Annotated in this window: 15 protein-coding genes and 1 other annotated feature; of the genes, 14 read left to right on the top strand and 1 reads right to left on the bottom strand. The window is 37.4% G+C overall.

Features of this window, described 5'->3' with window-relative positions:
- Positions 1 to 7 precede the first annotated feature (7 nt).
- From AEA09_RS13960 to ileS, 14 genes are all read left to right on the top strand, one after another.
- The gene (locus AEA09_RS13960; RefSeq protein ID WP_053584442.1) at positions 8 to 727 is read left to right on the top strand and encodes a DUF881 domain-containing protein; all 720 of its coding nucleotides are present in this window, start codon (positions 8 to 10) and stop codon (positions 725 to 727) included.
- Positions 728 to 730: 3 nt separating this feature from the next.
- Complete coding sequence (locus AEA09_RS13955) at positions 731 to 1,096, top strand: small basic family protein (RefSeq protein WP_053584441.1); 366 nt, start codon at positions 731 to 733, stop codon at positions 1,094 to 1,096.
- A 99-nt stretch (positions 1,097 to 1,195) separates the two neighbouring features.
- Positions 1,196 to 2,476 carry a cell division protein FtsA gene (gene ftsA / locus AEA09_RS13950; protein ID WP_053584440.1) on the top strand — a complete coding sequence of 427 codons (1,281 nt, stop codon included), beginning with the start codon at positions 1,196 to 1,198 and terminating at the stop codon, positions 2,474 to 2,476.
- A 53-nt stretch (positions 2,477 to 2,529) separates the two neighbouring features.
- Entirely contained in the window at positions 2,530 to 3,684 is a 1,155-nt protein-coding gene (gene ftsZ / locus AEA09_RS13945) for a cell division protein FtsZ (RefSeq protein WP_053584439.1), read from the top strand.
- A 180-nt stretch (positions 3,685 to 3,864) separates the two neighbouring features.
- The gene (locus tag AEA09_RS13940) at positions 3,865 to 4,698 is read left to right on the top strand and encodes a sigma-E processing peptidase SpoIIGA (RefSeq protein WP_053584438.1); all 834 of its coding nucleotides are present in this window, start codon (positions 3,865 to 3,867) and stop codon (positions 4,696 to 4,698) included.
- Positions 4,699 to 4,711: 13 nt separating this feature from the next.
- Entirely contained in the window at positions 4,712 to 5,419 is a 708-nt protein-coding gene (gene sigE / locus AEA09_RS13935) for an RNA polymerase sporulation sigma factor SigE (protein ID WP_053584437.1), read from the top strand.
- A gap of 115 nt (positions 5,420 to 5,534) precedes the next feature.
- Complete coding sequence (gene sigG, locus AEA09_RS13930) at positions 5,535 to 6,308, top strand: RNA polymerase sporulation sigma factor SigG (RefSeq protein ID WP_053584436.1); 774 nt, start codon at positions 5,535 to 5,537, stop codon at positions 6,306 to 6,308.
- A 161-nt stretch (positions 6,309 to 6,469) separates the two neighbouring features.
- Positions 6,470 to 6,706 (top strand): YlmC/YmxH family sporulation protein, encoded by a 237-nt coding sequence (locus AEA09_RS13925; protein WP_053584435.1) that lies wholly within the window; start codon positions 6,470 to 6,472, stop codon positions 6,704 to 6,706.
- A gap of 136 nt (positions 6,707 to 6,842) precedes the next feature.
- Positions 6,843 to 7,547 (top strand): YggS family pyridoxal phosphate-dependent enzyme, encoded by a 705-nt coding sequence (locus tag AEA09_RS13920; RefSeq protein ID WP_053584717.1) that lies wholly within the window; start codon positions 6,843 to 6,845, stop codon positions 7,545 to 7,547.
- Positions 7,531 to 8,013, top strand: a complete 483-nt coding sequence (locus AEA09_RS13915; protein WP_053584434.1) for a cell division protein SepF — start codon at positions 7,531 to 7,533, stop codon at positions 8,011 to 8,013. Before AEA09_RS13920 ends, AEA09_RS13915 begins: the two co-directional genes overlap by 17 nt.
- Before the next feature lie 21 nt (positions 8,014 to 8,034).
- Positions 8,035 to 8,307, top strand: coding sequence for a YggT family protein (locus tag AEA09_RS13910; protein WP_082332655.1), 273 nt, complete (start codon positions 8,035 to 8,037; stop codon positions 8,305 to 8,307).
- Between the two features lie 79 nt (positions 8,308 to 8,386).
- Positions 8,387 to 9,175 carry a YlmH family RNA-binding protein gene (locus tag AEA09_RS13905; protein ID WP_053584433.1) on the top strand — a complete coding sequence of 263 codons (789 nt, stop codon included), beginning with the start codon at positions 8,387 to 8,389 and terminating at the stop codon, positions 9,173 to 9,175.
- A 95-nt stretch (positions 9,176 to 9,270) separates the two neighbouring features.
- Complete coding sequence (locus AEA09_RS13900; RefSeq protein ID WP_053584432.1) at positions 9,271 to 9,795, top strand: DivIVA domain-containing protein; 525 nt, start codon at positions 9,271 to 9,273, stop codon at positions 9,793 to 9,795.
- Between the two features lie 82 nt (positions 9,796 to 9,877).
- Positions 9,878 to 10,101, top strand: a binding site (T-box leader).
- Positions 10,102 to 10,338: 237 nt separating this feature from the next.
- Positions 10,339 to 13,095, top strand: a complete 2,757-nt coding sequence (gene ileS / locus AEA09_RS13895) for an isoleucine--tRNA ligase (protein WP_053584431.1) — start codon at positions 10,339 to 10,341, stop codon at positions 13,093 to 13,095.
- A 49-nt stretch (positions 13,096 to 13,144) separates the two neighbouring features.
- On the opposite strand, the gene AEA09_RS13890 is transcribed toward ileS, so the two are convergent.
- Positions 13,145 to 14,377 carry a helix-turn-helix transcriptional regulator gene (locus AEA09_RS13890; protein ID WP_245622844.1) on the bottom strand — a complete coding sequence of 411 codons (1,233 nt, stop codon included), beginning with the start codon at positions 14,375 to 14,377 and terminating at the stop codon, positions 13,145 to 13,147.
- Between the last annotated feature and the right edge of the window lie 82 nt (positions 14,378 to 14,459).

Here is a 14,459-nt window from a genome sequence, read left to right as displayed (position 1 = left end):
GGCAGTTTTGAAAAGAAATATGTATACCCGAATAACGATTGTACTATTTATTATCGGCCTAATGATGGCGGTACAATATAATACCATTCGTAAACCAGCTGAGCGAGATACCCGAGATATTTGGGCTATTCGTGAGGAACTATCTGAAGAAAAGAAACAGCATTCAGCTTTATTGGCAGAAATTCGTTCACTAGATGATGTCGTGAATCGCTATGAACAATCTGAGGAAACGAATATGCAAGCTGTATTAAATGAAACCGTTGAAAGTTTAAAACAGCAAGCGGGGCTAACAGACGTTACTGGACCGGGTGTGATATTACGTATTGAACTTGCACCAGAATTAGTAGCGATGGGTTATGAAATCGAAGAAATATCTCCAGATTTACTTATTCAGTTAACAAACTCCTTATTCAAATATAGTGCGACGAACGTGGCGATTGATGGGAATCGAATTGTGCATACGACAGCTATACGGGATATCAACGGGGAAACAACTGTAAACAGTGTGCCATTAAGCTCACCGCCATTTGAAATTCACGTTGGTACAAATTCGTATAAAGATGCAAAAAAGATGTACAATTCTTTACAAGCCTCTACGTTTATCGACTCATTTTATTTAGATAACTATAATCTAATCATTGAAGAACCGACGTATGAATTAACGATTCCAGCATTTGAAAATTCGTTAACGAATGATTACTTAACAGAAGCTAAAAAAGGAGAATAGCATATGTGGCTACCATTTTTAGGTTTACTACTAGGAATTGCCTTTGGTTTATTAACGAATATTCAAATTCCAACAGTTTATGAAAATTATTTATCAATTGCAGTATTAGCTGCATTAGATACTTTATTTGGCGGTATTCGAGCTCAATTACAGCAAGTATATGACGATAAGGTATTTATGTCTGGCTTTTTCTTTAACATTATGCTCGCCGCGGGGTTAGCATTCTTAGGTGTTCATTTAGGCGTAGATTTATATTTAGCAGCGATTTTCGCTTTTGGCGTACGTTTGTTCCAAAATATAGCAATAATTAGGCGTATACTACTAACTAAGTGGGATGAAAAACGTCATAAGAAAAAAATATATCCATAAAATAAGAGAAAAATTGACTTTATTACTCGATTTGCTTAGACATTATGCCGGATTTACAATAGAATGAAAATATGAGCATTTTCAAGGAGGTGCAGCGAGTTGAATCAGCAAGAATTATATATATCTCTTGATATTGGGTCATCCTCTATCAAAGTATTAATTGGTGAAATGAGTGACGGTCAATTACATGTAATTGGTGTTGGAAATGCTAAATCAAATGGTATTCGAAAAGGGGCAATTGTTGATATAGATGCAACAGTACAATCTATTCGTAAAGCAGTAGAACAAGCAGAACGAATGACAGGCTATAAGATTGAAGAAGTAGTCCTTGGAGTTCCTGCTAACCAAACCATGTTACAGTTAGTAAAAGGTGTTGTAGCTGTCAGTAGTGAAAATAGAGAGATTACAGATGATGATTTAGACAGAGTAGTAGAGTCTGCACAAGTCATGTCTATACCTCCTGAACGTGAACTAGTGAATATAATACCAAGACAATTTATTGTAGATAACTTAGATGAAATTAAAGATCCGCGTGGCATGATTGGTATTCGTCTTGAAATGGACGCCACAATGATTACAACGTCTAAAACGCTTCTACACAATGTACTTCGGTGTGTAGAACGCGCGGGTTTAAGTATCAGAGAAATATATCTGCAACCACTCGCAGCAGGTTTCTTTTCTTTAACCGAAGACGAAAAAAATCAAGGAACGGCTTTTATTGATTTAGGAGGCGGTTCAACGACAATTGCAGTATTTGAAGATGGGCTGTTAACACATACAGGTGTTATACCTGTCGGTGGTGATCACATTACAAAAGACTTATCGATTGTATTAAAAACACCTACTGAGCAAGCAGAACAAATCAAGCAACAATTTGGACATGCCTTTTATGATGATGCTTCAGACGATGAGTTATTTGAAGTACCAGTTGTCGGTACAGATTCAAAAGATCAATACAGCCAGCGTTATATTTCAGAAATCATCGGGGCTCGTTTAGAGGAAGTATTTGAGCTTATAATTGATGAATTAGCTCGTTTAGGTGTTCGTGATTTACCGGGTGGTGTTGTTTTAACAGGTGGTGTAGCTCAACTTGAAGGGATTGCACCTTTAGCACGTCAAGTATTGCAAACTCGAGTTAGAATTTATACACCTGATTATATTGGCGTTAGAGAGCCTTCATTTACGACAGCGGTTGGACTTATCCGTTACGCCTATTTAGAAGACGATTTTTATGGGAAAAATACGATTACACACCCGATTGAATATGCAACGGTAGGAGCTCAAACTGTTAGTTCTAAAAAACAAGAATATGCACCAACAGAGCCTAGAGGCAGTGTAATTGGAAAAGCTAAAAAATTTCTTGATAAATTTTTTGATTAATGAGAATGCGTAATGGATGAAATAGAGTCGAGTTACCGTGGGAGGAAAATAGTATGTTAGAATTTGATACAAGTATCGATCAACTTGCAGTTATAAAAGTAATTGGTGTCGGTGGTGGTGGTAACAATGCTGTAAACCGAATGATTGAGCATGGTGTACAAGGTGTTGATTTCATTGCAGTAAATACCGATTCACAAGCTTTGAATCTATCAAAGGCAGAATCGAAAATACAAATTGGAACAAAGCTTACGCGTGGTCTGGGTGCAGGAGCAAATCCTGAAGTTGGGAAAAAGGCTGCTGAGGAAAGCCGCGAACAATTAGAAGAAGTACTACGTGGTGCAGATATGGTATTTGTCACTGCTGGTATGGGTGGTGGTACTGGTACAGGAGCTGCCCCTGTTATTGCTCAAGTTGCACGTGATTTAGGTGCTTTGACAGTTGGGGTCGTGACAAGACCATTCACATTTGAAGGACGTAAACGTCAAACACAAGCAATTGGCGGTATTAATGGCATGAAGGAATCGGTAGATACTTTAATCGTTATTCCAAATGATAAGCTTTTACAAATCGTTGATAAATCAACACCGATGCTTGAAGCATTCCGTGAAGCGGACAATGTACTGCGTCAAGGGGTACAAGGTATTTCAGATTTAATAGCAACACCTGGACTTATTAACTTAGACTTTGCTGACGTAAAAACAATTATGTCTAACAAAGGCTCTGCTTTAATGGGAATCGGTATTGCAACTGGTGAAAATCGTGCTGCAGAAGCTGCGAAAAAAGCAATCTCAAGTCCACTTTTGGAATCTTCAATTGATGGTGCTAAAGGCGTGTTAATGAATATTACAGGTGGCTCAAACTTAAGTTTATTTGAAGTACAAGAAGCAGCAGATATCGTTGCTTCAGCTTCTGATGAAGAAGTAAATATGATTTTCGGTTCTGTTATTAATGAGAACTTAAAAGATGAAATTATCGTAACAGTTATTGCGACTGGCTTCACAGAAGAAAATTTACAACCACGTGTTCCTGCACGTCAAACGTTGAACGCTAGTCGTCAAGCTGCGCCTCAACAACAAGTGCCTGTTCGTGAACACCGTCAAGAAGTACATGTTCCGCAAGAACAGCCACGACAAAATCACCAAAATTATGCACAAGATGATACGTTAGAAGTACCTGCGTTTTTACGAAATCGAAAAAATCGCGGTTAATTAGCATAAAAGATATATTAGTAAGGTCCGTATTTTACATTTGTAAAATACGGATTTTTTTTGTGTTTTAAAATGTAAGGAAAGCATATTTTTTGTCAAAATGTTTTTAAGATTCCCTTCTACTGTTTGACAATTTTTGTGTAAATTACGTGCTAAATTAGTAACTAGGAGGCGGCTGTTATGTATGGAGAATGGCTGGTGCTCATTAATACGCTTTATAATCTGGCGATACTCAAGTTTGCAGCAAAGGTGACAGGAGTTCATGTAAAGAATAAGAGACTATTGATGAGCTCGATTTGTAGTAGTTTGATTGCTGTTATTGGTGGACAAACGCTAATGATTACGTTGTTGAGTTTTATTGTACTAATTGGCATTGCTTTTCGTTTTAAATTACGTAGCTTTCAAAAGCAAGGGCCTATTGTATTGACAGCAACAGTCGTAGTGGGAGGGCTACTAACAGCATTACAACCGTACTTAAAAAACCTTTCTGTCATACATTTCATTCTGATTTGCTTCTTGTTAGCGGTAGGTAATTTAGTTGTTTTTTATAAACAGTGGGGTTTTGTAAAGCTTGAACGTTTGAGTGGTCAATTTGTCTATGAGACAACTTTAAAGATTTTTGGTGAAACGATTCCTCTTTCGGCTTTTGTCGACACAGGCAATCAATGTATAGAACCACTGTCTGGAAAACCAGTCCACTTTGTATCGTATACAGCTTTGCGCCCAAATATACCGGCTACTATAAAAAAAGCATTATCAGAATGGCAAGAAACAGATCCGTATAATGTGTCGATGTTTTCGCCAGATTATCAGCGGATTATAAGGTTTATTCATGTCAATACGGTGCAACAACAGTCAGTTGTACTAGGTTTTCGCTTTGATGAATTGCATATCAAAGGAAAGTCGTCGCAAGTGAAAACGAATGAATATATCGTCTTGACAAAAAAGGCGAAAAATTTTCCGCATAGTACAGCAGCGATATTACATTTTTCAGCGCTTTCAAATAAATCATAGAGGGGGAAAACTATTGCTTCTTAGGCTACTTGCTAGCTTGAAAAAATTATGGGGTAAGTTTCGTAGTAGTGAGACATACTATATAGGAGGTAATGATTCATTGCCAGTGCCATTAAGTCGAGAAGAAGAAGTGTCAGTCATTGCATCCTTTATGAACGGCGATTTACGAGCAAGAGATACACTAATTGAACGCAATTTACGTCTTGTTGTCTATATTGCGAGACGTTTTGATAATACAGGAACTCCGATAGAGGACTTAATTAGTATTGGATCGATTGGTCTTATAAAAGCGATTGAAACGTTTAATACTGATAAAAATATTAAGCTAGCTACTTATGCTTCACGTTGTATTGAAAATGAAATTTTGATGCATTTGCGTAAAACGAGCCGTATGAAAGGCGAGGTTTCACTAGATGAGCCACTAAATTCAGATGCGGATGGAAATGAGCTACTACTGTCGGATATTTTGGGGACAGAGGAGCATATTATTTTAGATAATGTTGAGAAAAAAATTGAGCGTCAGCATATGTTCCATGCGATTAATCTTCTTGGAAAGCGCGAACGTTATATTATGGAATGCCGTTTCGGCTTAAATGGAAAAATTGAAATGACGCAAAAAGAAGTAGCTGATCATTTAGGTATTTCACAGTCTTATATTTCTCGTCTTGAGAAAAAAATTATTCAAGATTTACGAGAAAATTTAAATCAACCAATTTCGTAAGTAGGAAATATTGACCTACCTAAAATTGGCTATAACTTTTGTGCATATTCTTATTTCTTCAGGACAAACTGATGTCACGGTTTAAGTCAGAGAACAACATCCGGAGGAATCGAATATGCGAACAAAAGTAGATCTTTGCGGCTTAGATACATCGACTTTGCCAATATTAAAACATGAGGAAATGAAGGCACTCTTCATTCGCTTACAAGCAGGAGAAACAGAGATTAGGGAAGAGCTTGTCATGTGTAATTTAAGATTGGTGCTTAGTATTGTTGGACGATTTGCCTATAGGGGAGAACAGGCAGATGATTTATTTCAAGTAGGAAGTATAGGACTTATGAAAGCCATTGATCATTTCGATTTGAAGCATAATGTAAGATTTTCAACATATGCTGTACCAATGATTATTGGTGAAATTCGTCGCCATTTACGCGACCATCATGCGTTACGTGTATCGCGTTCATTGCGAGATATTGCCTACAAAGCTATGCAGGCGAAGGAGCAATGGATTACAGATAATTTACGAGAACCAACAATTGAAGAAATTGCTGGAATGATTGATATGAAAAAGGAAGATGTCTTGTTTGCTTTAGATGCTATTCAAGACCCTGTATCATTGCAAGAGCCAATTTATGCAGACGGTGGTGATGCTGTCTATATGATGGATCAACTTCGTGATGATGCCATATCTGAAGATCAGTGGGTTGCTTATGTTTCGGTGAAAGAGAGCCTACAAAAGTTAGATGAACGTCAGCAAATGATATTAGCAAAACGTTTTTATTTCGGCGAAACACAAACTGAAATTGCTAAAGAACTTGGAATTTCACAAGCGCAAATCTCACGCTTGGAAAAAAATGCGATTGAAACGATGCAGAAAGATTATAAGTAAGTAGACAATGCGCACCCGAGATTTCGGTGCGCATTTTATCTTCTTTCAGAAACTTTTCATATACGAAAGCGAAGCGACAGCAACAATTTTTTTATGCGAAAGCGAAGCGACAGCAACAAGTGTAATTACGCCGAGACATAAATAATCGAGGAGGGAAACGAATGCGTTTTTCTGTTTTACAGCAAAAGGAAGTAATTGAAGCGGGGAATGGACGTTTTTTGGGCTTTGTAGTAGATGCAGAAGTGTCAAAAGAGACTGGTTATGTGACAGCATTTATGATTGCGGAACCACGTAAGTATCTTGGGTTTTTTAGAGGTGAAGAGTCTGTTAGAAAAGTTTTTATGAAGGATGTACTGGTCGTCGGAAAAGATGTCATATTAGTAAAGTCACTTTCATAGATATTTAGGCATTTGTGCCGATTGAGTGTAGATAGATGGAAAATATCCTTTTTCTAATAGGTCAGTCTATTTATTGATAAATAAAGCATTGCTTGTTACAATGAAAGAAACTAATGTTGTAAAGTTGGGAAAAATAGTGACTAAAATTTCAACAAATTTAATTAGAATTGAAGAACAAATAGTAGCTGCAAAAAAACAAGCGCACCGAGAAGAGGATAATGTACACATTATCGCTGTTACGAAAGAAGTTTCTGTTGAAAGAACACAGGAGGCAATTGGTGCAGGTCTACAGCATTTAGGAGAAAATCGTCCTGAAGGCTTGATCAATAAAATCACAGCTATTGACGAACCTGTACATTGGCATTTTATTGGTTCATTACAAACAAGAAAAGTAAAACAGGTTATTAATCAAATTGATTATTTACATTCGTTAGATCGATTGAGCCTAGCAGAAGAAATAGAAAAAAGAGCGATAGAGCCTGTGAAATGTTTTGTTCAGGTAAATGTTTCAGGTGAAGAAACAAAGCATGGCTTAAATGCAGATGAAGCTTTATCATTTATTGAATCTTTAAAAGACTTTACGAAAATTAAAGTTGTTGGATTGATGACAATGGCGCCAAATACAGAAGATGAGTCGGTAATTCGCTCTGTTTTTAAGCAATTAAAACAATGTCAACAGCAAATAGCCGATCAAGGATTAGCACACGCACCTTGTACCGAGTTATCAATGGGCATGTCGAATGACTTCCAAATTGCGGTAGAGGAAGGAGCTACATTCGTTCGAGTTGGAACGGCTCTTGTTGGAAATGAAAGAGGGGAACAGGATGAGCATGAAAAATAAAATTAAAAATTTCTTTTATCTCGAGGAAGAAATAGAAGAAGAAATCACGCAAGCTCCTATTCAACAGCAACAGCAACCAATTCAAACAATGAAGCCTAAAAAAATGATGAAGGACCGTAAAGCGCCTATTCATGAAGTAATGCAACAAAGTGACGAAACGAGCAATAATATTGTGAGTATTCAAGCTGCAATGTCCTCTAAAGGTTCTAAAGTGGTATTAGTAGAGCCTAGAATCTATGCGGAGGCACAGGATATCGCGGAAAACTTGAAAAATAAGCGTGCAACAATCGTGAACTTACAACGTATTGACCGTGAGCAAGGAGTTCGTATTATCGATTTTTTAAGTGGAACTGTATATGCACTTGGCGGCGATATTCAACGTATTGGCAAAGATATTTTTCTTTGTACACCTGATAATGTAGAAGTATCAGGTGAAATTTCTAATTTTATTATTGACGATAACTAAAGAGCGAGGATTGTAGGATATATGATTCAGATTATAAATCTAATAGCGATTGCATTTAATGTTTATTCATTCATGTTAATAGCTTATATTTTAATGTCTTGGGTACCAGCTGCCCAAAATTCATCAATTGGACGTATGCTTGAAAAAATGTGCGAGCCGTATTTAGGTATTTTTAGGAAGATTATTCCGCCGATTGGAATGATTGATATTTCTCCGATTGTAGCAATCTTCTTGTTGAATTTTATTCAAAGGGGACTTTTCATAGTTATTGCGAAAATTTACTCTATGTTTTAGTTGAAAACCCTCACTAATGGTGGGGTTTTTTTATTGGATAGGTACTTATAAAGTAAGGAGAGAGTTGAGGTGATATTAATTGGAACATTTAATACAGCATTTTAGAAAGGATGAACAGCCTTTCATTGAACAGGTCATGAGTTGGCAACGTGAAATAGAAGATCGCTATGCGCCAAAGTTAACTGATTTTTTAGATCCGCGACAGAGATTTATCGTGTCGGCCATTTTGGGACAAACGAATGAATTAAAAACGGCGAGTGCAGGGCTATTTGAAGATGCGGAACGTCAGCGTATGCTTGTTTTTCCGTCCTATTTTGAGCCACAAGAAGACGATTTTCAAATGGCTGTTTTTACAATTCATTATCCAGCTAAATTTGTTCAACTCCGTCATCCAGATGTGTTAGGTGCACTGCTATCACTTGGTTTAGATCGTAGTAAATTTGGGGATATTCGTGTGAACGAACGACAAGTACAATTTGTGGTGGCACACGAGGTGGCGGATTATGTACGATTACATTTAACGGGTATTGGTAAAGTAAAGGTGCATATAGAGTCGATAAAAGAGACAGAGCAACTAATTCAAAATGAAGATGAGTGGCTAGAAGAGTCACATACCGTTTCGTCTATGCGTTTAGATGTCATTTTAGCAACTGTATTAAATATTTCCCGTCAAAAGGCCCAGTCTTTGATTACAGGGAATAAGGTACGGGTAAACTGGACAGAGAGAGATGCTGTCGCTTTTGAATTACAAGAGGGCGATATCATATCGGTAAGAGGTAGTGGCCGAGTGAAAGTAATTATGACAGAAGGACGAACAAAAAAAGATAAAATTCGATTGCAAATCGGTCGATTGACTCAAAAAAGCTAAAAACCTTGTAAATTTCATTAATTTATACTGTTAAGTTGTTGGAACAATTGTATAATAGTGAGAACGAATGTACATGTAAAGGAGAGAAGGATTGTATGCCATTATCACCTATTGATATACATAATAAGGAGTTTACTAAATCTTTCAGAGGTTATGCAGAAGATGAAGTAAATGAATTTTTAGATCAAATCATTAAAGACTATGAAATTTTGTTGCGTGAAAAGAAAGATGTTGATAAGCAATTAGAAATGGCTTTAGAACAAACGAAATATTTTAGTTCTTTAGAAGAAACGTTACAAAAGTCGATTGTTGTAGCTCAAGAAGCTGCCGATGAAGTGCGTCGGAATTCTCAAAAAGAGGCAAAACTAATTGTCAAAGAAGCTGAAAAAAATGCGGATCGTATTGTCAATGAAGCATTAACGAAAGCTCGAAAAGTTACAATAGAGATAGATGAATTAAAAAAGCAGTCAAAAGTTTTCCGAAATCGTTTCAAAATGTTGGTAGAAGCACAGCTTGATTTATTAAATACAGATGATTGGGAACACTTACTTCAATATGATATCGGCTTGACAGAGATTCAATCGACTGTAGAAGATACTAGAGAGCAGGACGATGCTTGAGAGCCGTTATGAAGTAATTCCACTTGACGTCATCCGTTCATTTTCATATACTTTGTAACAGTAGTTATTTTAAATAGACTTCATATAGGCGAAGATGGAAACAGTATTTGTTAGGAGCAGTAATAGCGATTTGGGGATAGTGTGAGCCCGAACAAGCAACTAACAAAGAAAATCATTCCTGAGCTAAATAACTGAACTAATAGTAAGTTATTTCGTGGCGCACGACGTTAACGTGCTTTCAAGAGGTAGTATAATTGTATACTGCAACTAGGGTGGTACCGCGAGTTCAAGCTTCTCGTCCCTTTTAGGGATTGAGGGGCTTTTTTCTTTGCAAAGAAATAATAAAAAGTGGCTAACATTATTTTAGCGACAAGTTGATTGCAACCTCTCGGAATGGGGCATGAATGCCTCAATAATCATTAGAAAATTAGGCTCAACACCAAAATCTGTTCTTGAATTATTAATCGATTAAAAGCCCGTAGTAGAATGTGCGGTCAAGTACATGTTTTGAAAAAAGAGAAGAAATTGAAGGAGGAATATTAAATGGTAGAGTATAAAGAAACGTTATTAATGCCGAAAACAGATTTCCCAATGCGTGGGAATTTACCGGCTAATGAACCAAAAATGCAAGAAAAATGGAATGAGATGGACATTAACAAATTACAAATGGAGCGCACAGCAGGTCGCCCAGAATTTGTTTTACATGATGGTCCTCCATATGCAAATGGAGATATTCATATCGGGCATGCGCTAAACAAAGTCCTTAAAGATATGATTACTCGTCAACGTTCTATGACTGGCTACCACGTGAATTATATTCCAGGTTGGGATACACATGGTTTACCAATCGAGCAAGCATTAACAAACAAAGGTGTAAAACGTAAAGAAATGTCAGTTGCTGACTTCCGTCAACTTTGTGAAGAATATGCATACGAACAAATCGATCGTCAACGCACGCAGTTCCGCCGTCTAGGAGTTCGCGGTGATTGGGAAAATCCATACATCACATTAAAACCTGAATTCGAAGCGCGACAAATCGAAGTATTCGGCAGAATGGCTGAAAAAGGTTACATCTACAAAGGCTTAAAACCAGTATATTGGTCACCATCTTCAGAATCAGCACTTGCTGAAGCAGAAATCGAATACCAAGATGTAAAATCAGCATCTATTTATGTTAGCTTTGCGATTAAAGATGCAAAAGGCGTTGTGCCAGCGGATGCTAAATTCATCATCTGGACAACAACACCTTGGACATTACCAGCAAACTTAGGGATTTCAGTAAACCCGGAATTCACATACGTTGTTGTAGCGGTAGAAGATAAGAAATTCATCATTGCTAAAGACCTATTAGAATCTGTATCGACTGCACTTGAGTGGGCGTCATATGAAATCGTACAAGAAGTAAAAGGGCAAGAAATGGACCGCATCGTAGCACAGCATCCATTCTATGACCGTGAATCACTTGTTATGGTAGGTGAGCATGTAACAGCTGAAGCTGGTACTGGTTGTGTTCATACAGCTCCTGGACACGGGGAAGACGACTACAACATCGGTAAATTATATGATTTACCAGTTCTTAGCCCAGTGGATAACCGTGGCTGCTACACAGATGAAGCACCAGGCTTCGAAGGTGTTTTCTACAATGATGCCAATAAAATGGTTACAGCTAAATTAGAAGAAGTGGGTGCTTTAGAGAAATTGAGCTTCTTTACGCATTCATACCCACATGACTGGCGTACGAAAAAACCAGTAATTTACCGTGCAACACCGCAATGGTTTGCTTCAATTGATGCCTTCCGTGATGAACTACTTGCAGCAGTAAAAGCAACAACGTTTACATCTGCTTGGGGAGAAACGCGTCTTTACAACATGATTCGTGACCGAGGAGATTGGGTAATTTCTCGTCAACGTGCGTGGGGTGTACCTATCCCAATTTTCTACGCAGAAAATGGTGAGCCAATTATCACACCAGAAACGATTGCCCACATTTCTGCATTATTCCGTGAGCACGGATCGAATATTTGGTTCCAAAAGTCAGCGAAAGAGTTACTTCCTGAAGGCTTTACACATGAAGGTAGCCCGAACGGTGAATTCACAAAAGAAAATGATATTATGGACGTTTGGTTCGACTCAGGTTCTTCACACCAGGGTGTGCTAGTAGAGCGCGGCATGAAATATCCTGCTGACCTTTACCTAGAAGGCTCTGACCAGTACCGTGGTTGGTTCAACTCGTCACTAATCACAAGTGTTGCAATTAACGGCTATGCTCCTTATAAAGGCTTATTATCTCATGGCTTCGTTTTAGATGGAGACGGTCGCAAAATGAGTAAATCTTTAGGGAATGTTATCATCCCTGAAAAAGTAATGAACCAATATGGTGCAGATATCCTACGTCTTTGGGTAGCATCTGTTGATTACACTGCTGACGTGCGTATCTCAATGGATATGTTAAAACAAGTGTCTGAAGTATACCGTAAAATCCGTAATACATTCCGTTTCTTACACGGAAACGTTTCAGATTTCAACCCAGAGACGGATCGTGTAACGTACGATGATTTACGTGAAATGGACCAATATGTATACATGCGCTTACAAGATGTGCTTAAAACAGTGCGTACTGCATATGATCGTTATGATTTCGCTGCAGTATATCATGCAATCAATAACTTTGTGTCTCTTGAATTATCTTCATTCTACTTAGACATCGCAAAAGATGTTGTGTATATCGAAGGCCATGACAATAAAGACCGTCGTGCAATGCAAACAGTGATGTATGATACATTAATGACATTATTAAAAGTTATGACCCCAATCATCCCACATACAACGGATGAAATGTGGTCTTACTTAGATGTAGAAGAAGCTTCTATTCAGTTAACGGACTTCCCAGAAGTAGTTGAACAGGCAAACTTCGAAAGCCTACGTTCGAAATGGGACAACATCATCGCTGTCCGTAATGATATCTTAAAGGCGCTTGAAGAAGCTCGTAATGCAAAAACAATCGGTAAATCTTTAGAAGCAAAAATTACAGTTTATGCGAAAGAAGATATTGTGGCACTTTTAAGTGATGCAAACATTGACTTTGCACAACTTTCAATCGTGTCTGCATTTGAAGTAGCACCACTTGACGCAGCTCCTGCTGAAGCATTAGCACTTGAGCATGTTTCAATTGTTGTTGAAAAAGCAACAGGTGAGAAATGTGAACGCTGCTGGTCAATTTCTGAAACAGTTGGCTCACATGCAGAACACCCAACGGTTTGTGCGCGTTGTGCTGAAGTAGTAGAGAAATATTACGTTTAATTACTTGAATTGAAATGAGCAGCTGATGATCACATCGGCTGCTCATTTTTTATTTAAATAGAATTTCCTTTGTGTTACGGTACTCACTTGGGGAAATACCAACATGTTTTTTAAAGGTTAAACTGTAATAATTAGATGTGTTAAAGCCAGAACTTGTAGAGATTTTATCAATGGTATAATCGTATTTTCGTAAAAATGGAAGAGTTTTAAGAATGCGTGTAAACGCAACATAATCAACGAAATTACGACCTGTCTCTTTTTTAAACAAGCGGCTAAAATGTGCAGGGCTAAAGTTAATATAGTTTGCTACATCGCATAAAACAAGTTGTTCATCGTAATGCTCTTCGATATAAGCCAATGCTTTTTGTAGGTGCTCATTTTTTGTTAAATCAGCATAATAACGCACGTGAAGATTATCGACTGATGGTTTTTTTCGTGCCTTTCTCGCCTGACTGTAAGAATGATAGACTTGCATAGGTTGTTGGTAAACATCACCGATACCCATAAATAGATGGATGTTGTAATCTCTCTTTAAGACTGCGATGACCTCTAATAAACAAGCTACCCCCTCCGACCAATGCTTAAATGATGTGTAATTAGAAGGAATGCGCATAAGTAGCAATAAGTAACGTTCGAAATTTAAAAATGATATGGATGCTTTATTAGTGAAGTGTTTTCGAAAAATACTTGTAATGGTGCGATTGGCATCAATGACCTTGGGATGATTCTCGTCAATAATCATATAGCCTTGAATTAAAAATACAATATTCGGAATGTGGTCAACCGATAAGAAAGAAGCTGCTTGAATAATTTCTTGTTCATTTTCGATTTCGCCACGAATCAGTCGTCTTAAAAAGGCTTCTCGGAATGGTGATGTATGATCTTGAGGAATCTGTTGAGACAATTCTAACATTGTGAGCTTATGAGCCTGTTTTTCAGTAAGAGATGAATAAAGTTTTTTTACGATACGTAAAAATTTGCTCTTATGTAGTGGCTTAATTAAAAGTGCTTGTAAATTAAGTTCGATCGCAATGCTAGTAGAATAGGTTAAGTGTTCTGCAACAATAGGAACGATAATGTTATTAGGATAATTTTTGCGCAAACGATTTACCTTAACCCAGTCAAATAGGTGATTTATCTCATATACGAAAATTGTAGTTTCATTTATTGGAGTGTTTTCACATTCAACAAAAGTGTTCGGAAGAAACTCCTCTAACCATGCCGTCATACATTGTTTATCAACTGAATTTTCAATTTTCCACGTAATTACTAAAATGATCAACAGCCCCTTCCTTACTTAAATATATGAAAATAACTTATAGAAATATTTTAACTTAAAATAGTGTTATTTTGTACTAATACAG

This window comes from Lysinibacillus contaminans (assembly GCF_001278945.1).
GTDB lineage: Bacteria > Bacillota > Bacilli > Bacillales_A > Planococcaceae > Lysinibacillus > Lysinibacillus contaminans.
Note: the sequence above shows the minus strand (reverse complement) of the source record. Positions and strands in the feature narration are given on the sequence as shown.

Bases quoted from the DNA above. Each gene is read 5' to 3' on its own strand.
- ftsZ (WP_053584439.1), top strand. From the start codon at position 2,530: ATGTTAGAATTTGATACAAGTATCGATCAACTTGCAGTTATAAAAGTA.
- AEA09_RS13915 (WP_053584434.1), top strand. From the start codon at position 7,531: ATGAGCATGAAAAATAAAATTAAAAATTTCTTTTATCTCGAGGAAGAA.
- AEA09_RS13955 (WP_053584441.1), top strand. From the start codon at position 731: ATGTGGCTACCATTTTTAGGTTTACTACTAGGAATTGCCTTTGGTTTA.
- AEA09_RS13900 (WP_053584432.1), top strand. From the start codon at position 9,271: ATGCCATTATCACCTATTGATATACATAATAAGGAGTTTACTAAATCT.
- AEA09_RS13925 (WP_053584435.1), top strand. From the start codon at position 6,470: ATGCGTTTTTCTGTTTTACAGCAAAAGGAAGTAATTGAAGCGGGGAAT.
- AEA09_RS13910 (WP_082332655.1), top strand. From the start codon at position 8,035: ATGATTCAGATTATAAATCTAATAGCGATTGCATTTAATGTTTATTCA.
- ileS (WP_053584431.1), top strand. From the start codon at position 10,339: ATGGTAGAGTATAAAGAAACGTTATTAATGCCGAAAACAGATTTCCCA.
- sigG (WP_053584436.1), top strand. From the start codon at position 5,535: ATGCGAACAAAAGTAGATCTTTGCGGCTTAGATACATCGACTTTGCCA.
- AEA09_RS13940 (WP_053584438.1), top strand. From the start codon at position 3,865: ATGTATGGAGAATGGCTGGTGCTCATTAATACGCTTTATAATCTGGCG.